The organism is Algibacter lectus (assembly GCF_900112395.1).
Lineage (GTDB): Bacteria > Bacteroidota > Bacteroidia > Flavobacteriales > Flavobacteriaceae > Algibacter > Algibacter lectus.
The window spans coordinates 77,832-101,582 of record NZ_FOLN01000009.1; the positions used below are offsets into that span (position 1 = coordinate 77,832).

At 33.9% G+C, this 23,751-nt stretch carries 36 protein-coding genes; 35 read left to right on the forward strand and 1 reads right to left on the reverse strand.

The features are described from left to right. Window positions 1-108: 108 nt before the first annotated feature. Window positions 109-1,803 carry a POTRA domain-containing protein gene (locus tag BM246_RS14990; protein ID WP_083415822.1) on the reverse strand — a complete coding sequence of 565 codons (1,695 nt, stop codon included), beginning with the start codon at window positions 1,801-1,803 and terminating at the stop codon, window positions 109-111. Between the two features lie 281 nt (window positions 1,804-2,084). On the opposite strand from BM246_RS14990, the gene rpsL reads away from it, so the two are divergent. The 35 genes from rpsL to BM246_RS15165 all read left to right on the forward strand — a co-directional run bounded on the left by rpsL (window position 2,085) and on the right by BM246_RS15165 (window position 23,748). Next, window positions 2,085-2,459: a 30S ribosomal protein S12 gene (rpsL, locus tag BM246_RS14995; protein ID WP_042499114.1), complete on the forward strand. Its 375-nt coding sequence runs from the start codon at window positions 2,085-2,087 to the stop codon at window positions 2,457-2,459. Between the two features lie 21 nt (window positions 2,460-2,480). After that, on the forward strand, window positions 2,481-2,957 hold the full coding sequence (rpsG, locus tag BM246_RS15000; RefSeq protein ID WP_074938990.1) for a 30S ribosomal protein S7: 477 nt from the start codon (window positions 2,481-2,483) through the stop codon (window positions 2,955-2,957). Between the two features lie 3 nt (window positions 2,958-2,960). Beyond that, window positions 2,961-5,087, forward strand: a complete 2,127-nt coding sequence (fusA, locus tag BM246_RS15005; protein ID WP_042499117.1) for an elongation factor G — start codon at window positions 2,961-2,963, stop codon at window positions 5,085-5,087. Between the two features lie 12 nt (window positions 5,088-5,099). Further along, a complete protein-coding gene (rpsJ, locus tag BM246_RS15010; RefSeq protein ID WP_007650482.1) occupies window positions 5,100-5,405 on the forward strand; it encodes a 30S ribosomal protein S10 in 306 nt (101 codons plus the stop codon). Window positions 5,406-5,796: 391 nt separating this feature from the next. Further along, the gene (rplC, locus tag BM246_RS15015) at window positions 5,797-6,414 is read left to right on the forward strand and encodes a 50S ribosomal protein L3 (protein WP_042499120.1); all 618 of its coding nucleotides are present in this window, start codon (window positions 5,797-5,799) and stop codon (window positions 6,412-6,414) included. Continuing rightward, window positions 6,414-7,043 carry a 50S ribosomal protein L4 gene (gene rplD / locus BM246_RS15020; RefSeq protein ID WP_042499122.1) on the forward strand — a complete coding sequence of 210 codons (630 nt, stop codon included), beginning with the start codon at window positions 6,414-6,416 and terminating at the stop codon, window positions 7,041-7,043. The genes rplC and rplD overlap by 1 nt, the downstream gene beginning before the upstream one ends. Window positions 7,044-7,048: 5 nt before the next feature. Continuing rightward, the gene (gene rplW, locus BM246_RS15025; protein ID WP_042499124.1) at window positions 7,049-7,339 is read left to right on the forward strand and encodes a 50S ribosomal protein L23; all 291 of its coding nucleotides are present in this window, start codon (window positions 7,049-7,051) and stop codon (window positions 7,337-7,339) included. 10 nt (window positions 7,340-7,349) lie between these two features. Beyond that, complete coding sequence (gene rplB / locus BM246_RS15030) at window positions 7,350-8,177, forward strand: 50S ribosomal protein L2 (RefSeq protein WP_042505216.1); 828 nt, start codon at window positions 7,350-7,352, stop codon at window positions 8,175-8,177. A gap of 3 nt (window positions 8,178-8,180) precedes the next feature. Further along, window positions 8,181-8,459: a 30S ribosomal protein S19 gene (gene rpsS / locus BM246_RS15035; RefSeq protein ID WP_042499126.1), complete on the forward strand. Its 279-nt coding sequence runs from the start codon at window positions 8,181-8,183 to the stop codon at window positions 8,457-8,459. Window positions 8,460-8,465: 6 nt separating this feature from the next. Continuing rightward, the gene (gene rplV / locus BM246_RS15040) at window positions 8,466-8,873 is read left to right on the forward strand and encodes a 50S ribosomal protein L22 (RefSeq protein WP_042499128.1); all 408 of its coding nucleotides are present in this window, start codon (window positions 8,466-8,468) and stop codon (window positions 8,871-8,873) included. A gap of 9 nt (window positions 8,874-8,882) precedes the next feature. Then, window positions 8,883-9,611 carry a 30S ribosomal protein S3 gene (rpsC, locus tag BM246_RS15045; protein WP_042499130.1) on the forward strand — a complete coding sequence of 243 codons (729 nt, stop codon included), beginning with the start codon at window positions 8,883-8,885 and terminating at the stop codon, window positions 9,609-9,611. 20 nt (window positions 9,612-9,631) lie between these two features. Then, on the forward strand, window positions 9,632-10,051 hold the full coding sequence (rplP, locus tag BM246_RS15050) for a 50S ribosomal protein L16 (RefSeq protein ID WP_042499131.1): 420 nt from the start codon (window positions 9,632-9,634) through the stop codon (window positions 10,049-10,051). A 13-nt stretch (window positions 10,052-10,064) separates the two neighbouring features. Continuing rightward, complete coding sequence (rpmC, locus tag BM246_RS15055; protein ID WP_034043309.1) at window positions 10,065-10,256, forward strand: 50S ribosomal protein L29; 192 nt, start codon at window positions 10,065-10,067, stop codon at window positions 10,254-10,256. A gap of 12 nt (window positions 10,257-10,268) precedes the next feature. Continuing rightward, a complete protein-coding gene (gene rpsQ, locus BM246_RS15060) occupies window positions 10,269-10,526 on the forward strand; it encodes a 30S ribosomal protein S17 (RefSeq protein ID WP_034043311.1) in 258 nt (85 codons plus the stop codon). A 2-nt stretch (window positions 10,527-10,528) separates the two neighbouring features. Continuing rightward, a complete protein-coding gene (gene rplN, locus BM246_RS15065) occupies window positions 10,529-10,897 on the forward strand; it encodes a 50S ribosomal protein L14 (RefSeq protein WP_042499135.1) in 369 nt (122 codons plus the stop codon). A gap of 16 nt (window positions 10,898-10,913) precedes the next feature. Continuing rightward, on the forward strand, window positions 10,914-11,225 hold the full coding sequence (gene rplX / locus BM246_RS15070) for a 50S ribosomal protein L24 (RefSeq protein WP_074938992.1): 312 nt from the start codon (window positions 10,914-10,916) through the stop codon (window positions 11,223-11,225). Between the two features lie 2 nt (window positions 11,226-11,227). Continuing rightward, on the forward strand, window positions 11,228-11,779 hold the full coding sequence (gene rplE, locus BM246_RS15075) for a 50S ribosomal protein L5 (RefSeq protein WP_042505214.1): 552 nt from the start codon (window positions 11,228-11,230) through the stop codon (window positions 11,777-11,779). 3 nt (window positions 11,780-11,782) lie between these two features. Next, window positions 11,783-12,052, forward strand: coding sequence for a 30S ribosomal protein S14 (gene rpsN, locus BM246_RS15080; protein WP_042499141.1), 270 nt, complete (start codon window positions 11,783-11,785; stop codon window positions 12,050-12,052). A 70-nt stretch (window positions 12,053-12,122) separates the two neighbouring features. Next, on the forward strand, window positions 12,123-12,521 hold the full coding sequence (gene rpsH, locus BM246_RS15085; protein ID WP_042499143.1) for a 30S ribosomal protein S8: 399 nt from the start codon (window positions 12,123-12,125) through the stop codon (window positions 12,519-12,521). 18 nt (window positions 12,522-12,539) lie between these two features. Continuing rightward, complete coding sequence (rplF, locus tag BM246_RS15090; RefSeq protein WP_042499145.1) at window positions 12,540-13,082, forward strand: 50S ribosomal protein L6; 543 nt, start codon at window positions 12,540-12,542, stop codon at window positions 13,080-13,082. Window positions 13,083-13,092: 10 nt separating this feature from the next. Further along, complete coding sequence (rplR, locus tag BM246_RS15095) at window positions 13,093-13,449, forward strand: 50S ribosomal protein L18 (protein WP_042499147.1); 357 nt, start codon at window positions 13,093-13,095, stop codon at window positions 13,447-13,449. A gap of 6 nt (window positions 13,450-13,455) precedes the next feature. Further along, the gene (rpsE, locus tag BM246_RS15100; RefSeq protein WP_042499149.1) at window positions 13,456-13,980 is read left to right on the forward strand and encodes a 30S ribosomal protein S5; all 525 of its coding nucleotides are present in this window, start codon (window positions 13,456-13,458) and stop codon (window positions 13,978-13,980) included. Between the two features lie 11 nt (window positions 13,981-13,991). Next, the gene (gene rpmD, locus BM246_RS15105) at window positions 13,992-14,174 is read left to right on the forward strand and encodes a 50S ribosomal protein L30 (protein WP_042499151.1); all 183 of its coding nucleotides are present in this window, start codon (window positions 13,992-13,994) and stop codon (window positions 14,172-14,174) included. 11 nt (window positions 14,175-14,185) lie between these two features. Beyond that, window positions 14,186-14,638 carry a 50S ribosomal protein L15 gene (gene rplO / locus BM246_RS15110; RefSeq protein ID WP_074938994.1) on the forward strand — a complete coding sequence of 151 codons (453 nt, stop codon included), beginning with the start codon at window positions 14,186-14,188 and terminating at the stop codon, window positions 14,636-14,638. 14 nt (window positions 14,639-14,652) lie between these two features. After that, window positions 14,653-15,999, forward strand: a complete 1,347-nt coding sequence (secY, locus tag BM246_RS15115; protein WP_074938996.1) for a preprotein translocase subunit SecY — start codon at window positions 14,653-14,655, stop codon at window positions 15,997-15,999. Between the two features lie 8 nt (window positions 16,000-16,007). Then, on the forward strand, window positions 16,008-16,223 hold the full coding sequence (infA, locus tag BM246_RS15120) for a translation initiation factor IF-1 (protein WP_007094967.1): 216 nt from the start codon (window positions 16,008-16,010) through the stop codon (window positions 16,221-16,223). Window positions 16,224-16,233: 10 nt separating this feature from the next. Next, on the forward strand, window positions 16,234-16,350 hold the full coding sequence (gene ykgO, locus BM246_RS15125) for a type B 50S ribosomal protein L36 (RefSeq protein WP_013305171.1): 117 nt from the start codon (window positions 16,234-16,236) through the stop codon (window positions 16,348-16,350). Window positions 16,351-16,352: 2 nt separating this feature from the next. Beyond that, window positions 16,353-16,727 carry a 30S ribosomal protein S13 gene (gene rpsM / locus BM246_RS15130; RefSeq protein WP_042499155.1) on the forward strand — a complete coding sequence of 125 codons (375 nt, stop codon included), beginning with the start codon at window positions 16,353-16,355 and terminating at the stop codon, window positions 16,725-16,727. 99 nt (window positions 16,728-16,826) lie between these two features. Then, on the forward strand, window positions 16,827-17,210 hold the full coding sequence (gene rpsK, locus BM246_RS15135) for a 30S ribosomal protein S11 (protein WP_042499157.1): 384 nt from the start codon (window positions 16,827-16,829) through the stop codon (window positions 17,208-17,210). 192 nt (window positions 17,211-17,402) lie between these two features. After that, window positions 17,403-18,008, forward strand: coding sequence for a 30S ribosomal protein S4 (gene rpsD / locus BM246_RS15140; protein ID WP_042499160.1), 606 nt, complete (start codon window positions 17,403-17,405; stop codon window positions 18,006-18,008). A 94-nt stretch (window positions 18,009-18,102) separates the two neighbouring features. Further along, on the forward strand, window positions 18,103-19,095 hold the full coding sequence (locus BM246_RS15145) for a DNA-directed RNA polymerase subunit alpha (RefSeq protein ID WP_042505212.1): 993 nt from the start codon (window positions 18,103-18,105) through the stop codon (window positions 19,093-19,095). Window positions 19,096-19,153: 58 nt separating this feature from the next. After that, entirely contained in the window at window positions 19,154-19,624 is a 471-nt protein-coding gene (gene rplQ, locus BM246_RS15150) for a 50S ribosomal protein L17 (RefSeq protein WP_042499162.1), read from the forward strand. Window positions 19,625-19,734: 110 nt separating this feature from the next. Further along, complete coding sequence (gene carA / locus BM246_RS15155) at window positions 19,735-20,841, forward strand: glutamine-hydrolyzing carbamoyl-phosphate synthase small subunit (protein WP_074938997.1); 1,107 nt, start codon at window positions 19,735-19,737, stop codon at window positions 20,839-20,841. 155 nt (window positions 20,842-20,996) lie between these two features. Beyond that, on the forward strand, window positions 20,997-22,289 hold the full coding sequence (eno, locus tag BM246_RS15160) for a phosphopyruvate hydratase (RefSeq protein WP_042499166.1): 1,293 nt from the start codon (window positions 20,997-20,999) through the stop codon (window positions 22,287-22,289). A 172-nt stretch (window positions 22,290-22,461) separates the two neighbouring features. Then, window positions 22,462-23,748 carry a citrate synthase gene (locus BM246_RS15165; protein WP_042505209.1) on the forward strand — a complete coding sequence of 429 codons (1,287 nt, stop codon included), beginning with the start codon at window positions 22,462-22,464 and terminating at the stop codon, window positions 23,746-23,748. Window positions 23,749-23,751 lie beyond the last annotated feature (3 nt).

Genomic DNA, 23,751 nt, shown 5'->3' on the forward strand with positions numbered 1-23,751 from the left:
ATTTGAATTAATTAATGTCAAAAATAACTACAATATGTAGGAAAAACAATAAAAAATAGTTAAAATCCATTATTTAGGTAACAGTTTTATGTATAAATCAAAATAAGACTAAAAAACTGTAGTTAAACTTATGTGAATCTTAGAATTTGATAGTTTAAATTTCTGATTCTGTAATTTGCCGTTAGCGTAATTTAATTTAAAAACACCAGCTTTAGTTAAAATTCCAAATCCGAAACCGTATCCAAAGAGTTTTTCTTGGGTATTTAAAATGTTGTTTTCTAAATATGCTGCATCTATTATAGAGTGAACATAAATAGAGTTACTAATTTGGTATCTATATTCTGTGTTTAGTAGTCCATAGGTTGAAGCGTAAAGGCTATTCTCTTCAAATCCTCTTATTGAGTTTATGCCTCCAAATCTTGCTAGTTCATTTTCAAGATAGTTGTCTGAAGATAGTAAGGAACCATTTATTCGTGTGTAAAAACTGTTGGTAGAGTTTAAATTGAAAATTTTAGAAGCATCAATATATAGTTGAGTTTGTTTTCTTGATGAATTGGTTTGTTCGCGATTCCCAAAGTTCGTTTCAAAATAAAAATTACTATTAATAGGGAAAAGCAAATTATAAGATTGAGGTTTTATATACTCATAAGCTATAGTGTAATAAGATGTTTTGTAATCTGTAATGTTCGATGTGTTGATTGTGGATAGTAAATTGTTAGATTCTAAATTGGTTATACCCGTATAGATTTTATGCTTAGAGTTTATTTGGTAATGGAGTTTTATAGATTGATCTACGGTTGTAAAAGAAGAATCGCGCTTAAAAATTTGTAATTCAAAATCTAAACCTATTGGTGTTTTAAATATATAAGGAAGGGTTGCATTAACATTAAACGTTTTTTGGTCATTTTCATCACTTTTGTAAAGTAGCCGAAACGATTCGCCAAAATTTAAGTTGTTGGTTAAGTTTAAATTTAAATATCCGTCGAACTCAATATTGTTGGTTTCTTCATTGGTTCCAAAACCTAGAAAGCCATCAAAATTATTGCTTTGCGATTTTTCTAGATATAGATAAAGTGATGTTGAATCTTTCGAGAACAAAACTTCTGGTGATTTTATTTGGCTAGCGAAACGTAAATCATTGAGTTGTTCTGTTTTGTTTTTTATTGTTGTAATGTCAAAAGCTTGGTTTTTCTTTATTTTCAAATAGTGCTTTAAATAGGAGCGAGGGAATTTTTCGTAACCTTTAATAATTATTTCGTTAACTAATCTTTTTTCTTTGGGAGAGTCAATGTTTAAATTGGCTTTCAAATAAGTTTTATTTTCGATTGAAATGTTGTCGAGATGTAATGTTGAGAAGGGAAAGCCGTCTTCTGTTATTTTCGCATTGATAAATTTTAGCGCATTTTCTATTTGTTTAAAAGGTAATTCAAAGTAATTGCCAAAAACTTTAGTTGAAATTTGATGTAAGATGTTTTTGTTAATTAATTGATTGTTGTAATAGACGTGGACTGTTTTGTATTTTGTTCTTAAATTTATAGTGGTAGAAAATAGAGAGTCGTTTATTTTTGAAACTTCAGAAGTTTCATGTTCAATGTATCCTTTTTTAAAAAGGCTGTTTTGAATAAATTCAATTTCGGATTTAATCGAAAAATAATCTTTGTGAGTTTTTAAATAGTTTAGAGAATCTATAATCTTTGTTTCGGTCTCATTACTTCCGTTTATTTCTAAAAATAAAGTTTGACAAAACACTTCCGTAGAAAAGGTTAAATATATTAATATAAAGGTAAAGAGTGTTTTTTGCAAAATGAAGTTTCTGATTAAAATCTGATTTTTAGTTTAACTTTTTGTTGATTCAACTTTTTAATTTTGAGTGTTTTTAGAAAATTTTAGAAGGTTATCTCTTTTCATGTATTGATGTGTATTCTTTATGTAAATCTAACGGAAAAAGCGCAAAATTAATATCTTGAAGCCTTCTTTTTTGTAAAACTCTTAAAAATTAACGAATTACGATTTGAATAATTAATTTTAATTACTACATTTGCACCCCTCTAAGAAGAGGATTAACAAAAATTATATAGAAATATATGCCAACAATTTCACAATTAGTACGAAAAGGAAGAGCCAAAATAACCAAGAAGAGTAAATCGGCTGCTTTAAATTCGTGTCCACAAAGACGTGGTGTGTGTACTCGTGTTTACACAACGACACCTAAAAAACCTAACTCAGCAATGCGTAAGGTAGCAAGGGTTCGTTTAACAAACGGTAACGAGGTTAATGCATACATCGGTGGTGAAGGACACAATTTACAAGAGCACTCGATAGTATTGGTTAGAGGTGGAAGGGTAAAAGATTTGCCAGGAGTTAGATATCACATCGTTCGTGGTGCCTTAGACACAGCAGGTGTTGCAGGTAGAACACAACGTAGATCTAAGTATGGTGCAAAACGCCCTAAGAAGTAATTAAAACTTTAAGAAGAAGACATGAGAAAAAGAGCAGCGAAAAAAAGACCGCTTTTACCAGACCCTAAATTTAACGACCAGTTAGTAACTCGTTTCGTTAATATGATGATGTGGGATGGAAAAAAGTCGGTAGCTTTTAAAGTATTCTACGATGCGATTGCAATTGTAGAAGAAAAGAAAACAGACGAAGAAAAAACAGCTTTAGAAATCTGGAAAGATGCCTTATCTAACGTTATGCCTCACGTAGAAGTACGTAGTCGTCGTGTTGGGGGAGCAACATTCCAAATTCCAATGCAAATTCGTCCAGACCGTAAAGTATCTACGGCAATGAAATGGTTAATTAGCTATTCAAGAAAAAGAAACGAAAAATCTATGGCTTTACGTTTGGCTTCAGAGGTTTTAGCAGCAGCTAAAGAAGAAGGGGCAGCAGTTAAGAAAAGAGTAGATACTCACAAAATGGCAGAGGCAAACAAAGCATTCTCTCACTTTAGATTCTAAGACATGGCAAGAGATTTAAGATTAACAAGAAATATAGGTATTGCTGCACACATTGATGCAGGAAAAACTACAACTACAGAACGTATACTTTATTATACAGGAGTTTCTCATAAAATTGGTGAAGTACATGATGGTGCTGCAACAATGGACTGGATGGAGCAAGAGCAAGAACGTGGTATCACAATTACGTCTGCAGCTACAACTTGTGAGTGGAAATTTCCAATAGAAAATGGTGAGCCAACTGCAGATGCAATGGATTACCACTTCAATATTATTGATACTCCTGGTCACGTGGATTTTACTGTAGAGGTAAATAGATCTTTACGTGTATTAGATGGTTTAGTATTCTTATTTAGTGCAGTTGATGGTGTAGAACCACAATCTGAAACTAACTGGAGACTTGCAGACAACTATAAAGTGCCAAGAATTGGTTTCGTTAATAAAATGGACCGTCAAGGATCTGACTTTTTAGGTGTTTGTCAACAAGTAAAAGATATGTTAAAATCAAACGCGGTGCCAATCGTTTTAAACATTGGTGACGAAGATGATTTTAAAGGTATTATCGATTTAGTAAAAAACCGTGCTATTGTATGGCATGATGAAACTCAAGGAGCAACTTTTGATGTTATTGAGATTCCTGAAGATTTAAAAGAAGAAGCTCGTAAATACCGTGCACTACTTATTGAAGAAGTTGCTGGTTATGATGAGAACTTATTAGAGAAATTCATGGAAGATGAAGATTCTATTACAGAAGACGAAGTGCATGCTGCACTTAGAGCTGCTGTTATGGATATGGCTATCATTCCAATGATTTGTGGATCTGCTTTTAAAAATAAAGGTGTACAATTTTTATTAGATGCGGTTTGTCGTTACTTACCTTCTCCAATGGATAAGGAAGGTATTAGAGGAATGAATCCTGATACTGAAAAAGAAGAATTACGTAAGCCAGATGTAAAGGAGCCATTTGCTGCTTTAGCTTTTAAAATTGCTACTGATCCTTTTGTAGGTCGTTTAGCATTCTTTAGAGCATATTCTGGTCGTTTAGATGCAGGTTCTTACGTGTTAAATAACCGTTCTGGTAAAAAAGAACGTATTTCACGTATCTACCAAATGCATGCTAACAAGCAAAATGCAATTGACTTTATTGAAGCTGGAGATATTGGAGCTGCTGTTGGATTTAAATCTATCAAAACAGGAGATACACTTTCGGATCAAGCGCATCCAATTGTTTTAGAATCTATGGATTTCCCTGATCCCGTAATTGGTATCGCAGTGGAACCTAAAACTAAGGCTGATGTTGATAAATTAGGTATGGGCTTAGCTAAATTAGCTGAAGAAGATCCTACATTTACTGTACGTTCAGATGAAGCTTCAGGACAGACTATTATTTCTGGAATGGGTGAATTACACTTAGATGTAATTGTAGATCGTTTACGTCGTGAATTTAAAGTTGAAGTAAACCAAGGTCAACCACAAGTTGAATATAAAGAGGCTATTACTGCTTCTGCAGATCATAGAGAAGTTTATAAGAAACAATCTGGTGGTCGTGGTAAATTTGCTGATATCGTATTTACGGTTGAACCAGCTGATGAAGGCGTAGTAGGTCTTCAGTTTGAATCTGTAATTAAAGGTGGTAACGTTCCTAAGGAATTTATCCCTTCAATTGAAAAAGGATTTAAAATGGCAATGGTTAATGGACCTTTAGCAGGTTACGAAATAGATGCTATGAAAGTAACATTGAAAGATGGATCTTACCATGATGTGGATTCAGATCAACTTTCTTTCGAATTAGCAGCTAAATTAGGGTTTAAAAACTGTGCTAAAGCGGCTAAAGCTGTAATCATGGAGCCAATCATGAAACTTGAGGTTATTACTCCTGAAGAAAACATGGGTGACATTGTTGGAGATTTAAACAGAAGACGTGGTCAAATGAGTGATATGGGTGATAGAGCTGGTGCAAAAACTGTAAAAGCTACTGTTCCATTATCAGAAATGTTTGGTTATGTTACTACTTTAAGAACATTATCTTCTGGTAGAGCAACGTCAACAATGGAATTTTCACACTATGCTGAAACACCTTCTAATATATCAGAAGAAGTGATTAAAGCAGCTAAAGGAGAACAATCTTAAAAAGTTAAGAAAATGAGTCAAAAAATTAGAATAAAATTAAAGTCTTACGATCATAACTTAGTAGACAAGTCTGCTGATAAGATTGTAAAAACCGTAAAAAGTACAGGTGCTGTTGTAACTGGTCCAATTCCATTACCAACTCACAAGAAAATTTTCACTGTTTTACGTTCACCTCACGTTAACAAGAAGTCTAGAGAACAATTTCAATTAAGCTCTTATAAGAGATTATTAGATATTTACTCTTCATCTTCTAAAACCATTGATGCTTTAATGAAATTAGAGTTGCCAAGTGGTGTTGAAGTAGAGATTAAAGTATAATTTGATTATAAGCTTAGGCTTGTATAGATTAAATATTGAAGACATCAGGATATTTTTTATCCTGATGTTTTTTTTTTTTGGAATTGAAAATAAGCATTGATTTCATTAGGTTTTATGGGGTTTTGAAAGAATGATTGGAGTATACACTTTGAAATGAGATGTATTAATTATATGGTTATTACGTTTTTATACAGAATTAATTGAAAATCATTTTTTTAAACGGAAATAAAACTCTACATTTGCATGCTCAAAATATGGAGTTTTACTCCGTATTTACATGTCCCACCAATGCGGTTGCGGGAAAAACGGTAAAAATACACTTCAAGGCTGAAACGTATTTTCAGCCTTAAATGTTTTTAATAAATAGTAAATCATTAATAAATAATTAAATATGTCTGGGTTAATTGGAAAGAAAATCGGTATGACCAGCATCTTCGATGAAAACGGGAAAAATATTCCTTGTACAGTAATCGAAGCTGGGCCATGTATCGTTACCCAAGTCAGAACTGAAGAGGTTGACGGCTATGAAGCTATTCAACTTGGTTTCGATGACGCGACAGAAAAAAGCGCTACTAAAGCTGACTTAGGTCATGCTAAAAAGGCGGGTACTTCTGTGAAACGCAAAATCGTTGAATTCAAAAGTTTTGATTCGGAGTACAAATTAGGTGATGCAATCACTGTTGATCATTTCGCTGAAGGCGAATTTGTTGACGTTGCTGGTACATCAAAAGGTAAAGGATTTCAGGGTGTTGTAAAACGTCATGGTTTCGGTGGTGTAGGTCAAGCTACTCACGGTCAACATAACCGTTTAAGAGCGCCAGGATCTATTGGAGCTGCATCTTATCCTGCTCGTGTTTTTAAAGGCATGAAAATGGCAGGTAGAATGGGTGGAGACACAGTTAAAGTTCAAAATTTAAAAGTTTTAAAAGTAGTTGCTGAAAAGAATCTACTTGTGGTAAAAGGATGTGTTCCTGGCCATAAAAACTCTTATGTAATTATTAGAAAATAATGAAAGTAGCAGTTTTAGATATAAACGGAAAAGACACAGGTAGAAAGGCAGACCTTTCTAGCGATGTGTTTGCTATTGAGCCTAATAATCACGCGGTATACTTGGATGTTAAACAATACTTAGCAAACCAACGTCAAGGAACTCACAAGGCTAAAGAAAGAGCTGAGATTTCTGGATCTACTCGTAAGATTAAAAAGCAAAAAGGTACTGGTACAGCTCGTGCAGGTTCTATTAAGTCTGGTGTATTCAAAGGTGGTGGTCGTATGTTCGGTCCAAGACCAAGAAATTACAGCTTTAAACTTAATAAAAACCTTAAGAGATTAGCTCGTAAATCAGCACTAAGTATTAAAGCAGGAGAGAAATCAATTGTAGTTTTAGAAGATTTTAACTTTGAATCTCCAAAAACTAAAAATTTTACAGCTGTTTTAAAAGCTCTTGATTTAGAAAACAAAAAGTCACTGTTTGTATTGGGTGAGGCTAATAAAAACGTATATTTGTCTTCTCGTAATTTAAAAGGCTCTGAAGTAATAACTTCTTCAGAAATAAGTACTTATAAAATACTAAATGCAAATCAAGTGATTCTTTTAGAAGGCGCTTTAGAAGGAATTCAAACAAACTTAAGTAAATAGAAACAATGAGTATCTTAATTAAACCTATAATCACAGAAAAGGCGACAGCTAATAGCGAGTTGAGAAACTGCTATACGTTCTCAGTGAAGACTAAGGCGAACAAGGTAGAAATCAAAAAAGCGGTGGAAGCTGCTTATGGTGTTTCTGTTGAAAAAGTTCGTACTATAAATGTCCGTCCAGATCGTAGTACCAAGTTTACTAAAACTGGTATTCAACATGGTAAAACAAATGCAGTTAAAAAAGCAATTGTACAACTGGCGGAAGGTGAAATGATTGATTTATACAGTAACATGTAATTAAAGACAGATGTCAGTAAGAAAATTAAAACCAATCACCCCAGGACAGCGATTTAGAGTAGTAAATGGATATGATGCCATTACTACTGATAAGCCGGAAAAGAGTTTACTCGTTCCGAACAAAAGATCTGGTGGTAGAAACAGTGAAGGAAAAATGACTATGCGCTACATTGGTGGTGGTCATAAAAGAAAGTATCGTATTATCGATTTTAAAAGAGACAAAGCTGGGATTCCTGGTGAAGTTGCTTCAATCCAATACGATCCAAACAGAACAGCTTTTATTGCATTATTGAATTATCAAGATGGCGAGAAAAGATATATTATTGCGCAAAATGGACTTCAAGTTGGGCAAAATGTAGTATCTGGTAAAGAAGGTATTGCTCCAGAAATTGGAAATGCAATGCCATTAAGTGAAATTCCATTAGGAACTATAATTTCTTGTTTAGAGTTACGTCCTGGTCAAGGTGCTGTTATGGCGCGTAGTGCAGGAGCTTTTGCTCAATTAATGGCAAGAGATGGTAAATTTGCTACGGTAAAATTACCATCTGGTGAGACAAGATTAATTCTTGTTAACTGTATGGCAACTATCGGTGTTGTATCTAACTCTGATCACCAATTATTAGTAGGTGGTAAAGCAGGTAGAACAAGATGGTTAGGTAGAAGACCTCGTACTAGACCAGTAGTAATGAATCCAGTTGATCACCCAATGGGTGGTGGTGAAGGTAAATCTTCAGGTGGACATCCTCGTTCTAGAAATGGTATACCAGCTAAAGGTTACAGAACCCGTTCTAAGACTAAAGCAAGTAATAAATATATTGTAGAACGTAGAAAGAAATAAGACATGGCAAGATCACTAAAAAAAGGACCTTACGTTCATTATAAATTAGAAAAGAAAGTAGCTGTTAATGTTGAGTCTAACAAGAAAACAGTTATCAAAACTTGGTCTAGAGCAAGTATGATAACTCCGGATTTCGTTGGACAAACTATCGCAGTACACAATGGCCGTCAATTTGTTCCAGTATATGTTACTGAAAACATGGTAGGTCATAAATTAGGAGAATTTTCACCAACACGTTCATTCCGTGGACATGCAGGTGCTAAAAATAAAGGTAAAAAGTAGTAAGCTATGGGAAGTCGTAAAAAACAAATGGCAGACGCTATTAAGGAAGCAAAAAAACACGTTGCTTTTGCTAAACTTAATAACTGTCCTACATCACCGAGAAAAATGCGCTTAGTAGCTGATTTAGTAAGAGGCGAAAAGGTAGAACATGCACTTAATATTTTAAAATTCAACCAAAAGGAAGCTTCTGGACGTTTAGAGAAATTGTTATTGTCTGCAATTGCAAACTGGCAAGCAAAAAACGAAGAAGCTAATTTAGAAGAGGCTGAATTGATTGTAAAGGAAATAACTGTTGACAGCGGATCTATGTTAAAAAGATTACGTCCAGCACCTCAAGGTCGTGCACACAGAATTAGAAAACGTTCGAACCACGTAACAATCGTTGTTGGAGCAAAAAATAACACACAAAGCTAAGATAGAAGTATGGGACAAAAAACAAATCCAATCGGAAATCGCTTAGGTATTATCAGAGGATGGGAATCTAACTGGTACGGAGGTAATGATTATGGAGATAAGCTTGCCGAAGACGATAAAATTAGAAAATACGTTCACGCGCGTTTATCTAAAGCTAGTGTTAGTAGAGTAATTATCGAAAGAACTCTTAAACTTGTAACCGTTACTATCACAACGGCTCGCCCAGGTATCATTATTGGTAAAGGCGGTCAAGAGGTAGACAAGTTAAAAGAAGAACTTAAGAAAATTACTGAAAAAGAAGTTCAGATCAATATTTTTGAGATCAAAAGACCTGAACTTGATGCATTTTTAGTAGGATCAAGCATCGCTCGTCAAATTGAAAATAGAATTTCATACAGACGTGCAATTAAGATGGCTATTGCTGCTACAATGCGTATGAATGCTGAAGGGATTAAAATCCAGATTAGTGGTCGTTTAAACGGGGCAGAGATGGCACGTTCAGAACACTACAAAGAAGGACGTATTCCTTTATCAACCTTTAGAGCCGATATTGATTATGCTTTAGTTGAGGCACACACTACTTATGGTAGATTGGGTGTAAAAGTATGGATCATGAAAGGTGAAGTATATGGTAAAAGAGAACTTTCTCCGCTTGTTGGATTATCTAAGAAGCAAGGAAAAGGTGGAGCCGGAGGACGTGGCGGAAACAGAGATAACAAACCTCGTCGTAGAAAGTAATTTTTTATAAATAAAGAAAAATGTTACAGCCTAAAAGAACAAAATTTCGTAAGCAACAAAAGGGACGTATGAAAGGTAATGCCGGAAGAGGGCACCAACTTTCAAGTGGAACTTTTGGAATAAAATCGTTAGACTCGAATTTTTTAACATCACGTCAAATTGAAGCAGCACGTATCGCAGCTACACGTTACATGAAAAGAGAAGGGCAACTTTGGATTAAGATATTTCCAGACAAGCCTATTACAAAGAAACCTCTTGAAGTACGTATGGGTAAAGGTAAAGGTGCCGTAGAATATTGGGTAGCTGTTGTTAAGCCAGGAAGAGTATTATTTGAAATAGGTGGAGTGCCTTTAGACGTTGCAAAAGAAGCATTACGTTTAGCAGCACAGAAACTACCTGTAAAAACTAAGTTTTTAATCGCTAGAGATTACGAAGCATAATTTATTTGATATTATGAAACAATCAGAAATTAAAGAATTATCTGTAGCTGAGTTACAAGAGAAACTTGGTGAAACAAAAAAGAGTTATTCAGACCTAAAATTGGCTCATGCAATATCTCCTTTAGAAAATCCAATTCAATTACGTTCTATAAGAAGAACTGTAGCTAGAATTGCGACCGAATTAACTAAAAGAGAATTACAATAATTCTGCTGAAAGATGGAAACAAGAAATTTAAGAAAAGAACGTATAGGAGTTGTTACTAGTAACAAAATGCAAAAATCAATAGTTGTTGCAGAGGTTAAAAAAGTAAAACATCCTATGTATGGAAAATTCGTATTAAAAACGAAAAAGTACGTAGCACACGACGAAACAAACGACTGTAATATTGGTGATAAAGTAAAGATCATGGAAACAAGACCTTTATCTAAATCTAAATGTTGGAGATTAGTAGAAATCCTAGAAAGAGCTAAATAATTATGTTACAACAAGAATCAAGATTAAAAGTAGCAGATAACACCGGAGCAAAAGAAGTTTTAGTCATCCGTGTTTTAGGAGGAACTAAAAGAAGATATGCTTCTGTAGGAGATAAAATAGTTGTTTCTGTTAAAGATGCAACTCCTAATGGAAACATTAAGAAAAAAGCAGTTTCTACGGCAGTTGTTGTGCGTACAAAGAAGGAAGTAAGAAGACCAGATGGATCTTATATAAGATTTGATGATAACGCTTGTGTTTTATTAAACCCAACGGGTGAGATGAGAGGAACACGTGTTTTTGGTCCTGTTGCTAGAGAGCTTCGTGATAAATCATTCATGAAGATTGTATCATTAGCACCAGAGGTGCTTTAATACAGAAAATATTAAGATGGGAAAGCTTAAAATAAAAACTGGAGATACTGTAAGAGTAATTGCTGGAGATCACAAGGGATCGGAAGGTACTGTTCAAAAAGTATTAATAGAAAAGAACAAAGCGATTGTTGAGGGTGTAAACATGGTTAAGAAACATACTAAACCAAGTGCACAAAATCCTCAAGGAGGAATCGTAGAAAAAGAAGCATCTATTCATATTTCTAACTTATCTTTGCTAACTTCGAAAGGAGAAGCAACTAGAGTTGGTTACAGAGTAGAAGGCGATAAAAAAGTAAGATTTTCATTAAAATCTAATGAAGTAATATAGTTATGGCATATTCACCAAGACTTAAAGAAGAGTATAAAAGCAAAGTAATTGCAACTCTTACAGACGAATTTGGATATAAAAATGTGATGCAAGTTCCTAAACTAACTAAGATAGTAATATCTAAAGGTGTAGGTGCTGCAGTTGCAGATAAAAAACTAATCGACTACGCAGTAGAAGAATTAAGTATTATATCCGGACAAAAAGCTATTTCGACATTATCTAAAAAGGATGTTGCAACGTTCAAATTACGTAAAGGTATGCCAATTGGGGCAAAAGTTACTTTACGTGGAGAACGTATGTACGAATTTTTAGATCGTTTAGTTACTTCTGCACTTCCACGTGTTAGAGATTTCAACGGAATTAAAGCTACAGGATTTGACGGACGTGGTAATTACAATTTAGGAATTACTGAACAAATTATTTTTCCAGAGATAAATATTGATAAAGTTAATAAAATCTCAGGAATGGATATTACATTTGTAACGACTGCCGAAACTGATAAAGAAGCAAAATCATTATTAACCGAATTAGGATTACCTTTTCAAAAGAACTAAGATATGGCTAAAGAATCAATGAAAGCCCGTGAGGTAAAAAGATCAAAAACAGTTGCTAAGTATGCTGAAAAACGTAAAGCTTTAAAAGAAGCTGGAGATTACGAAGCATTACAAAAGTTACCTAAAAATGCATCTCCTATTCGTCAACATAATAGATGTAAATTAACAGGAAGACCAAAAGGATACATGAGAACTTTTGGTATTTCACGTGTAACATTCAGAGAAATGGCCAATCAAGGTCTTATCCCTGGTGTAAGAAAAGCTAGTTGGTAATATTATTTAAATAATCGGATTTTAGGTTCAACACCAACGTTGAAAACCGAAATCACAAAATCAATTCATTATGTACTCAGATCCAATTGCGGATTATTTGACAAGAATTAGAAACGCGGTGCGTGCTAACCACAGAGTGGTAGAGATTCCAGCATCTAATTTAAAAAAAGACATCACTAAAATATTATTCGAGCAAGGATATATTTTAAGTTACAAGTTTGATGACTCTTCAGTACAAGGTTCTATTAAAATAGCACTTAAGTACAACAAAGAGACAAAAGAGCCGGTAATCAAAAAACTTCAACGTATTAGTACTCCAGGTTTACGTAAGTATGCTAGTTCTAATGATATGCCTAGAATCTTAAATGGACTTGGTGTTGCTATTGTTTCTACTTCTCACGGAGTAATGACTGGCAAACAAGCCAAAAGAGATAATGTAGGTGGCGAAGTATTATGTTACGTTCACTAATTTTTAAACCAGAAAGAAATGTCAAGAATAGGAAATAATCCAGTAGCCATTCCAGAAGGTGTAACAGTTGACGTTAAAGATAACGTAGTAACTGTAAAGGGAAAATTAGGTGAATTAACACAAAATTACGATTCTATTGAAATTAAAGTAGAAGATGGTAATGTGATGGTAGCACGTTCTTCAGATTCGAAAGATCAAAAAGCCAAACATGGTTTATACAGATCTTTAATGAATAACATGGTAGAAGGTGTATCTAAAGGTTGGACTAAAGAATTAGAATTAGTTGGTGTAGGTTATAGAGCATCAAACCAAGGACAAAAATTAGACCTTGCCTTAGGATTTTCTCATAACATTGTTTTAGATATTGCTCCAGAAGTAAAGGTTGAAACAGTTTCAGAAAAAGGAAAAAACCCAATTATAAAATTAACGTCATTCGATAAACAATTAGTTGGTCAAGTAGCTGCTAAGATACGTGGATTTAGACCACCAGAGCCTTATAAAGGAAAAGGTGTGAAGTTTGTTGGTGAAGTATTAAGAAGAAAAGCTGGTAAATCAGCATAATAATTTAGTTATGGCATTGACAAAGAACGAAAGACGACTAAGAATAAAAAACAGAATTCGCAAGGTAGTTTCTGGAACAGAAGCTAGACCTAGATTAGCTGTTTATAGAAGTAATAAAGAAATTTATGCTCAGGTAGTTGATGATGTAAACGGTAAAACGATAGCATCTTCTTCTTCTAGAGATAAAGACATAAGTGCTGCAAAAGGTAATAAATCTGAAATCGCTGAACTAGTTGGTAAGGCATTAGGAGAAAAAGCTTTAAAAGCGGGTGTTGAAACTATTGCTTTTGATAGAGGTGGATATTTATACCACGGAAGAATTAAATCATTAGCTGATGGCGCTAGAGCCGCAGGACTTAAATTTTAAGAAATTATGTTCAAAAAATATAAAAGCGCAGAATTAGTAAAACCAGGTGGATTAGATCTTAAGGATCGTTTAGTTGGTGTGCAAAGGGTTACTAAAGTAACTAAAGGTGGTAGAGCATTTGGTTTTTCGGCAATCGTTGTGGTTGGTGATGAAGCTGGTGTTGTAGGACAAGGTTTAGGTAAATCTAAAGATGTAGCTAGTGCAATTGCAAAAGCTGTTGAAGATGCTAAGAAAAACCTAGTTAGAATCCCTATCATTAAAGGAACTTTACCTCACGAACAAAAAGGTAAATTTGGTGGAGCAAGAGTAAATATTATTCCTGCTGCTCCTGGTACAGGTGTAATTGCTGGTGGTGCTGTACGTACAGTATTAGAGGCCGTTGGTATTCACGATGTATTATCTAAATCTCAAGGATCTTCAAACCCTCATAACGTAGTAAAAGCAACTTTTGATGCTTTATTACAATTAAGAGATGCGAATGCCATTGCAAGAGACAGAGGTATTTCACTTCAACAAGTTTTTAACGCTTAATAACGACAGAGATGGCAAAAATTAAAGTAACAAAGGTTAAAAGCGCAATCAATCGTACGCTAAGACAAAAAAGAACTTTAGAAGCTCTTGGTCTTAAAAAGATTGGTCAGGTAAAAGAGCATGAAGCTACACCAAATATTCTTGGTATGGTTGCTAAAGTTTCACATTTAGTTTCTGTTGAAGAAACAAAATAATATAACTGAAAATGGATTTAAGTAATTTAAAACCTGCAGAAGGTTCAGTAAAAAATCAAGGAAAAAGAATAGGTCGTGGACAAGGTTCTGGTAAAGGTGGGACTGCTACACGTGGTCACAAAGGTGCTAAATCTCGTTCTGGATATTCTAAGAAATTAGGTTTTGAAGGAGGTCAAATGCCTCTTCAAAGACGTGTTCCTAAATTTGGTTTTACAAATATTAACCGTATTGAGCACCAAGGTATCAATTTAGATACTTTGCAACAATTGGTTGATGACAAGAAAATTGAAGGTACAGTTAATTTTGAAACATTATTCACAAACCGTTTAGTAGATAAGAACGATTTAGTTAAGATCTTAGGACGTGGAGAATTGAAAGCAAAATTAAAAGTAACTGCTCATAAGTTTACTGCTTCAGCAAAAGCTGCTATTGAAGCTGCTGGAGGAGAAGCTGTAACTTTATAAGACTTATTTTAAGTATGAAATTTATAGAATCGTTAAAAAATGTTTGGAAAATAGAGGAACTAAGAAACAGAATTCTTATTACATTAAGTTTGTTATTAGTTTATCGTTTTGGAGCTCAAATAGTTTTACCTGGAATTGATGCTACGCTATTAGGTAGTTTAGCTGATAAAACAGATAGTGGAATATTAGGGATTCTTAATGCCTTTACTGGTGGTGCTTTTGCTAATGCTTCGGTATTTGCTTTAGGTATCATGCCTTACATTTCGGCTTCTATTGTTGTTCAGTTAATGGGGATTGCAATTCCTTATTTGCAAAAGCTTCAAAAGGAAGGCGCAAGTGGTCAAAAGAAAATCACTCAAATTACGCGTTGGTTAACAATAGCAATTTGTTTGTTACAAGCGCCTGGATATTTAGCTAGTTTACCAGCTTTAGGTATTCCTGAAAGCGCATTCTTACTAGGGCAAGGTCCATTATTTTATTTTTCATCTGTATCAATTTTAGTTACTGGTTGTATATTCGCTATGTGGCTAGGAGAGAAAATTACAGATAAAGGTATTGGTAATGGTATATCTCTTTTAATTATGGTTGGTATTATCGCAAGATTACCACAAGTGTTTTTACAAAATGCCGCTACTAGATTAGAAGGTAATAACGTAATGCTTATTCTTTTTGAATTAGTAATTTGGTTTGTAATTATCCTTGGTTCTATTATGTTGGTTATGGGAGTTAGAAAAATTGCCGTACAATATGCTAGAAGAACAGCAACAGGAGGTTATGAAAAAGCTGCAATGGCTGGATCAAGACAGTACATTCCGTTAAAGCTTAATGCATCTGGTGTAATGCCAATTATATTTGCTCAAGCGATAATGTTTGTTCCTAGTTTAATTGGTGGTTCTTCATTCTTAAAAGAAACTGCAACCGGAATATGGATGCAAACTAATTATTCTGATATATTCGGTTTTTGGTACAATGTTACATTTGCTTTATTAATTATTGTGTTTACATATTTTTATACTGCAATTACCGTTCCAACAAACAAGATGGCAGACGATTTAAAACGTAGCGGTGGATTTATCCCGGGTATACGTCCAGGATCTGAAACATCTGAATACTTAGATAAAATAATGTCTCAAATTACCTTACCAGGTTCTATATTTTTAGCTCTATTAGCTGTATTTCCGGCGTTTATTGTTAAACTTATGGGAGTACAACAAGGTTGGGCTTTATTTTTCGGAGGAACATCATTATTAATTATGGTTGGTGTTGCAATTGATACTATGCAACAAATAAATTCTTATTTGTTAAATAGACATTATGATGGTTTGATGAAGACAGGTAAAAATAGAAAAGCAGTAGCTTAATATATACTATGGCAAAACAAGCAGCAATAGAGCAAGACGGAACAATTATAGAAGCATTATCTAATGCGATGTTCCGAGTGGAATTAGAAAACGGTCACATTGTGACAGCACACATCTCTGGTAAAATGCGTATGCATTACATTAAGTTATTACCAGGTGATAAAGTGAAATTAGAAATGAGTCCTTATGATTTAACTAAGGCTCGAATAACTTATAGATACTAATACGAATACGATGAAAGTAAGAGCATCAGTTAAAAAGAGAAGTGCAGATTGCAAGATCGTGCGCAGAAAAGGCAGACTTTACGTGATAAACAAAAAGAATCCTAGATTTAAACAAAGACAAGGGTAATTATGGCAAGAATTGCAGGTGTAGACATACCGAAAAACAAAAGAGGAGTAATTTCCTTAACTTATATCTACGGAGTAGGTAGAAGTAGATCAAAAGAGATTTTAGCTGAAGCTAAAGTTGATGAAAGTATTAAAGTTCAAGATTGGAATGATGACCAAATAGCAGCCATTCGTGATGCTGTTGGAACATTTACAATTGAAGGTGAATTACGTTCTGAAACTCAATTAAACATTAAGCGATTAATGGATATTGGATGTTACAGAGGTATTCGTCATAGATCTGGTCTTCCATTAAGAGGGCAACGTACTAAGAACAACTCTAGAACCAGAAAAGGTAGAAGAAAAACTGTTGCTAACAAGAAAAAGGCAACTAAATAATAATTAGTCTTTGGTATTTAGACGTTGGAAGGAATCTGTTTGAAATTATAATAGTTTAGGATTCTAGCGACTATCACTAAAACTAAAAGCTAAAAGAAAATGGCAAAAACAAGCACAAAAAAACGTAAAGTTATTGTTGATGCAGTTGGAGAAGCTCACGTTACAGCTTCTTTCAATAACATCATTATTTCACTTACCAACAAAAAAGGAGACGTAATTTCTTGGTCTTCTGCTGGTAAAATGGGATTTAGAGGGTCGAAAAAAAACACACCTTATGCAGCTCAATTAGCTGCTGAAGATGCTGCAGGCGTAGCAACTGAAGCTGGCTTAAAGAAGGTAAAGGTTTATGTTAAAGGACCAGGGAATGGTAGAGAATCTGCTATTCGTTCTATTCATAATGCAGGTATTGAAGTAACAGAAATTATTGATGTTACACCATTACCACATAATGGATGTCGTCCTCCAAAAAGAAGAAGAGTTTAATCACGTTTTAAATAGCGTGCTTTAAATGAAGCAAGTATAAAAAATTAATATCACCTCGTATGTAGGTGGTATTAATTTTTTGTGTAAATTTGCAAACTGAAATTATTAACAAGTATCAATACGGGAGATCAACGATTATCGAAGGATAAGATTAAGACCTTAATTCATAATCACTCTTAAAAACAATTTATTATGGCAAGATATACTGGTCCTAAAACTAAAATAGCTCGTAAATTTGGCGAGGCAATTTTTGGAGAAGATAAATCTTTTGAAAAAAGAAATTATCCTCCAGGACAACACGGAAACGCTAGACGTCGTGGAAAAAAATCTGAATACGCAATCCAATTAATGGAAAAACAAAAAGCTAAATATACTTATGGTATTTTAGAGCGTCAATTTAGAGGTTTATTTAAGAAAGCAAGAGCTGCTCAAGGTATTACAGGTGAGGTTTTATTACAACTTTGCGAGTCTAGATTAGACAATGTAGTATTTAGAATGGGAATTGCTCCAACAAGAAGTGCTGCTAGACAATTAGTATCTCACAGACATATTACGGTTAATGGTGAATTGGTAAATATACCTTCTTATTCATTAAAAGCTGGAGATGTTGTTGCTGTTAGAGAAAAGTCTAAATCACTTGAAGCGATCGATAGGTCTCTTTCAAACTCAAGTCAAGTATTCGAATGGATTACTTGGAATACGGCTACTATGCAAGGTACTTATGTTTCTGTTCCTGCTAGAATCCAAATTCCAGAAAACATCAACGAGCAATTCATCGTCGAATTATACTCTAAATAATAATTAATTATATTGGTATTTAGCCAAAGGATTTATTAGTCTTCTTCATACTTTTAAATCGCGCAACTAAATAACAATTAAAACGAAGAACAATATGGCAGTATTTAATTTTCAGAAACCTGATAAAGTAATCATGATTGATTCTACTGATTTCGAAGGTAAATTCGAATTCAGACCATTAGAACCAGGTTACGGTCTAACAGTAGGTAATGCACTTAGAAGAGTTTTATTATCTTCTTTAGAAGGTTTTGCTATCACGTCTGTTAGAATAGAAGGTGTAGATCATGAGTTTTCAGCAATTGCTGGAGTAGTGGAAGATGTAACAGAAATCATCTTAAACTTAAAACAAGCTCGTTTTAAAAGACAAATTGAAGATATTGATAACGAGTCTATCTCTATTTCAATTTCTGGTCAAGATAAAATTACAGCTGGTGATTTTCAGAAGTTTATTTCTGGTTTCCAAGTATTAAATACAGAATTAGTAATCTGTAACTTAGACCCAAAAGTTAATTTCAATATGGAAATTACAATTGAAAAAGGTAGAGGATATGTTCCTGCTGAAGAAAATAAGAAAGCTTCTGCACCAATTGGAACTATTTTTACTGATTCAATTTACACGCCAATAAAGAATGTTAAGTATAGTATTGAAAACTATCGTGTTGAGCAGAAAACTGATTATGAAAAATTAGTTTTTGAAATCATTACTGATGGATCAATTACTCCACAAGACGCTTTAACGGAGGGCGCTAAAACATTAATTCACCACTTCATGTTATTCTCTGATGAGCGTATCACATTAGAAGCTGATGAAATTGCACAAACTGAAACTTATGATGAGGAATCTCTTCACATGCGTCAGTTACTTAAAACTAAGTTAATCGATATGGATTTATCGGTTCGTGCTCTTAATTGTTTAAAAGCTGCTGAAGTAGATACTTTAGGTGACTTAGTATCTTTCAATAAAAATGATTTAATGAAATTCAGAAACTTCGGTAAGAAGTCTTTAACTGAGCTAGAAGAGCTTGTAAATGTTAAAGGTTTAAACTTCGGAATGGACTTAAGTAAATATAAATTAGATAAAGATTAATTAATCATATTTTGCTCCTCGATGTCGAGTTTAGTAGCAAGATGATAACACAAATGTCATGAGACACGGAAAAAAAATAAACCACTTAGGTAGAAAAACTGCCCACAGAAAATCAATGTTAGCTAATATGGCTTGTTCTCTAATAGAGCACAAACGTATTAATACAACGGTTGCAAAAGCAAAAGCTTTAAAACAATTTGTTGAGCCAATGATTACTAAGTCTAAAGAAGATACAACACATAACAGACGTATTGTGATGGCTCGTTTAAGACAGAAGGAAGCTGTAGCAGAATTATTCAGAGATGTTGCTGCTAAAATTGGTGACAGACCAGGTGGATATACAAGAATTATTAAACTTGGAAATCGTTTAGGTGATAACGCTGATATGGCGATGATAGAGCTTGTTGATTATAACGAGATTTATAACGCTGATAAAGCTAAGAAGAAAACAACAAGAAGAAGTAGAAGAGGTGGTTCTAAACCAGCTGCTGCGCCTGTTGAAACTCAAGCATCAAACGAAGAAGAATAAATGTTAATAAGCATTTAATATATTAAGGATAAACTATTTTAGTTTATCCTTTTTTTTGCGCAAATTTGTAAAACTTTTGTTCCTTATGTAAGGAATTTTATCTCAACTATATGAAATATCAAAAAAGACAAAAAGCCATCATTCTATTAGCCGATGGTACCATTTTTTACGGTAAGGCAGTTGCAAACAAGCAAGGCACTGCATTTGGAGAAGTATGTTTTAATACTGGAATGACCGGTTATCAAGAAATTTTTACAGATCCATCGTACTATGGTCAATTAATGGTTGCCACCAATGCACATATTGGTAATTATGGTACTAATAACAATGAAGTGGAGTCTGACTCTATTAAAATTGCTGGACTTATTGTTAAAAACTTTAGTTACGAGTATTCTAGAGATGACTCTGATGGCTCATTAGAGGAGTTTTTAGATAAGAATAATCTACTAGCTATATCTGATGTAGATACACGTGCCTTAGTAAGTTATATTCGTGACAACGGAGCTATGAATGCGGTTATTTCTACCGATGTAGATAATGTTGAAGGTTTAAAAAAACAATTAGCAGAGCAGCCTAAAATGGAAGGTTTAGAGTTAGCTTCTAAAGTTTCTACTAAAGAACCTTATTTCTTTGGAGATGAAAACGCAACTTATAAAGTAGCAGCTTTAGACATTGGTATCAAAAAGAACATCCTTAGAAATATAGCAAAAAGAGATGCTTACATAAAAGTCTTTCCTTATAATGCTAAATTTGAAGAGTTGGAAGCTTTTAATCCCGATGGTTATTTCTTGTCTAATGGACCTGGAGATCCAGAACCTTTAGTAGAAGCTCAAGAAGTTGCTAAAGAAATTATAAAAAGAGACTTACCTTTATTTGGTATTTGTCTTGGACACCAAGTCATTGCTTTGGCAAACGGAGTATCTACATATAAAATGCATAATGGACATAGAGGGATTAACCATCCTGTAAAGAATATTAAAACAGGTAAAGGAGAAGTAACCTCTCAAAATCATGGTTTTGCTGTTAATAGAGAAGAGGCTGAAGCAAATGCCGATTTAGAAATTACACACGTACATTTAAATGATGATACAGTAGCTGGTTTGGCAATGAAAAATAAAAACTGTTTTTCTGTACAATACCATCCTGAAGCAAGTCCAGGACCACACGATTCAGATTATCTGTTCGATCAGTTTATCGAAAACATTAAGAATAAATAATTTTAAGAAACCTCAAATAGTCAACCGATTATTTGGGGTTTTCTTTTACTAAAACGTTGTAGATATGTTTTTACAAATTTCTTCTAAAACATATAAAAAATAACAAGATTTAACCGTAAATTTGAAATAATTAAAAGATTAAAATAAACAAAATTATGAGCATAATAATTAATATTCACGCTAGACAAATTTTAGATTCTAGAGGAAATCCTACTGTTGAAGTAGATGTTGTAACAGAAAATGATGTTTTAGGAAGAGCTGCTGTACCATCAGGAGCATCAACAGGAGAACATGAAGCCGTTGAGTTAAGAGATGGTGGTGATGCTTACATGGGAAAAGGTGTTTTAAAAGCCGTTGACAATGTAAATTCTATTATTGCTCAAGAATTATTAGGTGTTTCTGTATTCGAACAAAATCTAATCGATAAGATTATGATTGAGTTAGACGGAACTCCAAACAAATCTAAACTAGGAGCCAATGCTATTTTAGGTGTGTCTTTAGCAGTAGCTAAAGCAGCAGCAGGAGAGTTAGGTTTACCTTTATACCGCTACGTAGGTGGTGTTTCTGCTAATACGTTACCATTACCAATGATGAACATTATTAACGGTGGTTCTCATAGTGATGCTCCAATTGCATTTCAAGAGTTTATGATTATGCCTGTAAAAGCTAAAAACTTTACACACGCTATGCAAATGGGAACGGAAATTTTCCATAACCTTAAAAAAGTATTACACGATAGAGGTTTAAGTACTGCTGTTGGTGATGAAGGTGGTTTTGCTCCAAACCTAGCTGGAGGAACAGAAGACGCTTTAGAAACTATTGCAAAAGCTGTTGAAAATGCTGGTTACAAATATGGCGAAGAAGTAAAAATCGCATTAGATTGTGCTTCTGCTGAATTTTTTGAAAACGGACAGTACGATTATAAAAAATTCGAAGGTGATTCTGGAGTTGTAAGAACTTCTAAAGAACAAGCAGAATATTTAGCTGAATTAGTATCTAAATATCCAATTATCTCTATTGAAGATGGTATGGATGAAAACGATTGGGAAGGTTGGAAATACCTAACTGAATTAGTTGGTGATAAAGTTCAATTAGTTGGTGATGATTTATTTGTAACTAACGTAGAGCGCTTATCTCGCGGTATTAAAGAAGGTATTGCAAATTCAATTTTAATTAAAGTAAACCAAATTGGAACTTTAACTGAAACTATTGCAGCTGTAAATATGGCACACAATGCTGGTTACACTTCTGTAATGTCTCACCGTTCTGGTGAAACTGAAGATAACACTATTGCAGATTTAGCAGTAGCATTAAACACAGGACAAATTAAAACAGGATCTGCGTCTCGTAGTGATCGTATGGCTAAATACAACCAATTACTTCGTATAGAAGAAGAATTAGGTGAAGTAGCTTATTTTCCTCAAGAAAATGCATTCAAAATAAAGTAAACTTCATTTTAAGTTTATAAGTAAAAAGCGATTATTTTTTAATAATCGCTTTTTTATTTCCTATAGATGTTAATAATTCTTAAATCGACGAAATCGTTTGCGATATTCTCAAATAAATAAATAGATATTTTGTAAATTAGCGCAACTTAAATTAAAACTTTTTTAAAAAATTATGTCAGATAAAGCTATACTAGAAATAAACGGCAAAAAACACGAGTTCCCGTTAGTAACAGGAACAGAAAATGAAGTAGCCATGGATATTAAAACGCTTAGAAGCGTTACTGGTGGTGTAACAACAATAGACCCAGGTTATAAAAATACAGGATCGTGTGAGAGTGCTATTACATTTTTAGATGGTGAAAAAGGTATCTTGAGATACAGAGGGTATTCTATTGAAGAGTTGGCTGAAAAAGCAGACTTCTTAGAGGTAGCATTTCTTTTAATCTTTGGAGAGCTTCCTAATAAGGCTCAACTTGATAAGTTTCACGATGATATCAAGAAAAACTCAATAGTTGACGAGGATGTTCATAAAATTTTGGATGCATTTCCTAAATCAGCACACCCAATGGGCGTGTTATCATCTTTAACAAGTGCATTAACAGCTTTTAACCCAAGTTGTGTTAATGTAGATTCTGAAGAAGATATGTACCAATCTGTAGTACGTCTTTTAGGTAAATTCCCTGTTTTAGTAGCATGGACAATGCGTAAAAAGAGTGGATTACCACTTGATTACGGAGATAAAAATTTAGGTTATGTTGAGAACATCTTAAAAATGATGTTTAAAGAACCTAACGAGGAGTATACTCAAAGCAAAATATTAGTAAATGCCTTAGATAAATTATTAATCTTACATGCAGATCATGAGCAAAACTGTTCTACATCCACAGTAAGAATTGTTGGTTCATCTCATGCCGGATTATTTGCTTCTATTTCTGCTGGTATTTCTGCACTTTGGGGACCACTTCATGGGGGAGCTAACCAAGCAGTTTTAGAAATGCTTGAAGGTATTAAAGCAGATGGTGGAGATACTAAAAAATATATGGCAAAAGCTAAAGACAAGGAAGATCCTTTCCGTTTAATGGGCTTTGGTCACCGTGTTTATAAAAACTTCGATCCACGTGCAAAAATAATTAAAGTTGCTGCCGATGAAGTATTAGGAGACTTAGGAGTAGAAGATCCTATTTTAGATATCGCTAAAGGTCTTGAAAAAGAGGCTTTAGAAGATCCGTATTTCGTTGATAGAAAATTATACCCGAACGTAGATTTCTATTCAGGAATTATATACAGAGGTATGGGGATCCCAACAGATATGTTTACAGTAATGTTTGCATTAGGTCGTTTACCAGGATGGATAGCGCAATGGCGTGAAATGCGTTTAAAGAAAGAACCAATTGGTCGTCCAAGACAGTTATATGTAGGTGAAACTTTAAGAGGTTTTAAACCTTTAGAGGAAAGATAAAAT

What these genes read in the sequence shown, in the direction of transcription:
- rpsL (WP_042499114.1), top strand. Translation starts at nt 2,085, where the DNA reads ATGCCAACAATTTCACAATTAGTACGAAAAGGAAGAGCCAAAATAACC.
- rpsG (WP_074938990.1), top strand. Translation starts at nt 2,481, where the DNA reads ATGAGAAAAAGAGCAGCGAAAAAAAGACCGCTTTTACCAGACCCTAAA.
- fusA (WP_042499117.1), top strand. Translation starts at nt 2,961, where the DNA reads ATGGCAAGAGATTTAAGATTAACAAGAAATATAGGTATTGCTGCACAC.
- rpsJ (WP_007650482.1), top strand. Translation starts at nt 5,100, where the DNA reads ATGAGTCAAAAAATTAGAATAAAATTAAAGTCTTACGATCATAACTTA.
- rplC (WP_042499120.1), top strand. Translation starts at nt 5,797, where the DNA reads ATGTCTGGGTTAATTGGAAAGAAAATCGGTATGACCAGCATCTTCGAT.
- rplD (WP_042499122.1), top strand. Translation starts at nt 6,414, where the DNA reads ATGAAAGTAGCAGTTTTAGATATAAACGGAAAAGACACAGGTAGAAAG.
- rplW (WP_042499124.1), top strand. Translation starts at nt 7,049, where the DNA reads ATGAGTATCTTAATTAAACCTATAATCACAGAAAAGGCGACAGCTAAT.
- rplB (WP_042505216.1), top strand. Translation starts at nt 7,350, where the DNA reads ATGTCAGTAAGAAAATTAAAACCAATCACCCCAGGACAGCGATTTAGA.
- rpsS (WP_042499126.1), top strand. Translation starts at nt 8,181, where the DNA reads ATGGCAAGATCACTAAAAAAAGGACCTTACGTTCATTATAAATTAGAA.
- rplV (WP_042499128.1), top strand. Translation starts at nt 8,466, where the DNA reads ATGGGAAGTCGTAAAAAACAAATGGCAGACGCTATTAAGGAAGCAAAA.
- rpsC (WP_042499130.1), top strand. Translation starts at nt 8,883, where the DNA reads ATGGGACAAAAAACAAATCCAATCGGAAATCGCTTAGGTATTATCAGA.
- rplP (WP_042499131.1), top strand. Translation starts at nt 9,632, where the DNA reads ATGTTACAGCCTAAAAGAACAAAATTTCGTAAGCAACAAAAGGGACGT.
- rpmC (WP_034043309.1), top strand. Translation starts at nt 10,065, where the DNA reads ATGAAACAATCAGAAATTAAAGAATTATCTGTAGCTGAGTTACAAGAG.
- rpsQ (WP_034043311.1), top strand. Translation starts at nt 10,269, where the DNA reads ATGGAAACAAGAAATTTAAGAAAAGAACGTATAGGAGTTGTTACTAGT.
- rplN (WP_042499135.1), top strand. Translation starts at nt 10,529, where the DNA reads ATGTTACAACAAGAATCAAGATTAAAAGTAGCAGATAACACCGGAGCA.
- rplX (WP_074938992.1), top strand. Translation starts at nt 10,914, where the DNA reads ATGGGAAAGCTTAAAATAAAAACTGGAGATACTGTAAGAGTAATTGCT.
- rplE (WP_042505214.1), top strand. Translation starts at nt 11,228, where the DNA reads ATGGCATATTCACCAAGACTTAAAGAAGAGTATAAAAGCAAAGTAATT.
- rpsN (WP_042499141.1), top strand. Translation starts at nt 11,783, where the DNA reads ATGGCTAAAGAATCAATGAAAGCCCGTGAGGTAAAAAGATCAAAAACA.
- rpsH (WP_042499143.1), top strand. Translation starts at nt 12,123, where the DNA reads ATGTACTCAGATCCAATTGCGGATTATTTGACAAGAATTAGAAACGCG.
- rplF (WP_042499145.1), top strand. Translation starts at nt 12,540, where the DNA reads ATGTCAAGAATAGGAAATAATCCAGTAGCCATTCCAGAAGGTGTAACA.
- rplR (WP_042499147.1), top strand. Translation starts at nt 13,093, where the DNA reads ATGGCATTGACAAAGAACGAAAGACGACTAAGAATAAAAAACAGAATT.
- rpsE (WP_042499149.1), top strand. Translation starts at nt 13,456, where the DNA reads ATGTTCAAAAAATATAAAAGCGCAGAATTAGTAAAACCAGGTGGATTA.
- rpmD (WP_042499151.1), top strand. Translation starts at nt 13,992, where the DNA reads ATGGCAAAAATTAAAGTAACAAAGGTTAAAAGCGCAATCAATCGTACG.
- rplO (WP_074938994.1), top strand. Translation starts at nt 14,186, where the DNA reads ATGGATTTAAGTAATTTAAAACCTGCAGAAGGTTCAGTAAAAAATCAA.
- secY (WP_074938996.1), top strand. Translation starts at nt 14,653, where the DNA reads ATGAAATTTATAGAATCGTTAAAAAATGTTTGGAAAATAGAGGAACTA.
- infA (WP_007094967.1), top strand. Translation starts at nt 16,008, where the DNA reads ATGGCAAAACAAGCAGCAATAGAGCAAGACGGAACAATTATAGAAGCA.
- ykgO (WP_013305171.1), top strand. Translation starts at nt 16,234, where the DNA reads ATGAAAGTAAGAGCATCAGTTAAAAAGAGAAGTGCAGATTGCAAGATC.
- rpsM (WP_042499155.1), top strand. Translation starts at nt 16,353, where the DNA reads ATGGCAAGAATTGCAGGTGTAGACATACCGAAAAACAAAAGAGGAGTA.
- rpsK (WP_042499157.1), top strand. Translation starts at nt 16,827, where the DNA reads ATGGCAAAAACAAGCACAAAAAAACGTAAAGTTATTGTTGATGCAGTT.
- rpsD (WP_042499160.1), top strand. Translation starts at nt 17,403, where the DNA reads ATGGCAAGATATACTGGTCCTAAAACTAAAATAGCTCGTAAATTTGGC.
- BM246_RS15145 (WP_042505212.1), top strand. Translation starts at nt 18,103, where the DNA reads ATGGCAGTATTTAATTTTCAGAAACCTGATAAAGTAATCATGATTGAT.
- rplQ (WP_042499162.1), top strand. Translation starts at nt 19,154, where the DNA reads ATGAGACACGGAAAAAAAATAAACCACTTAGGTAGAAAAACTGCCCAC.
- carA (WP_074938997.1), top strand. Translation starts at nt 19,735, where the DNA reads ATGAAATATCAAAAAAGACAAAAAGCCATCATTCTATTAGCCGATGGT.
- eno (WP_042499166.1), top strand. Translation starts at nt 20,997, where the DNA reads ATGAGCATAATAATTAATATTCACGCTAGACAAATTTTAGATTCTAGA.
- BM246_RS15165 (WP_042505209.1), top strand. Translation starts at nt 22,462, where the DNA reads ATGTCAGATAAAGCTATACTAGAAATAAACGGCAAAAAACACGAGTTC.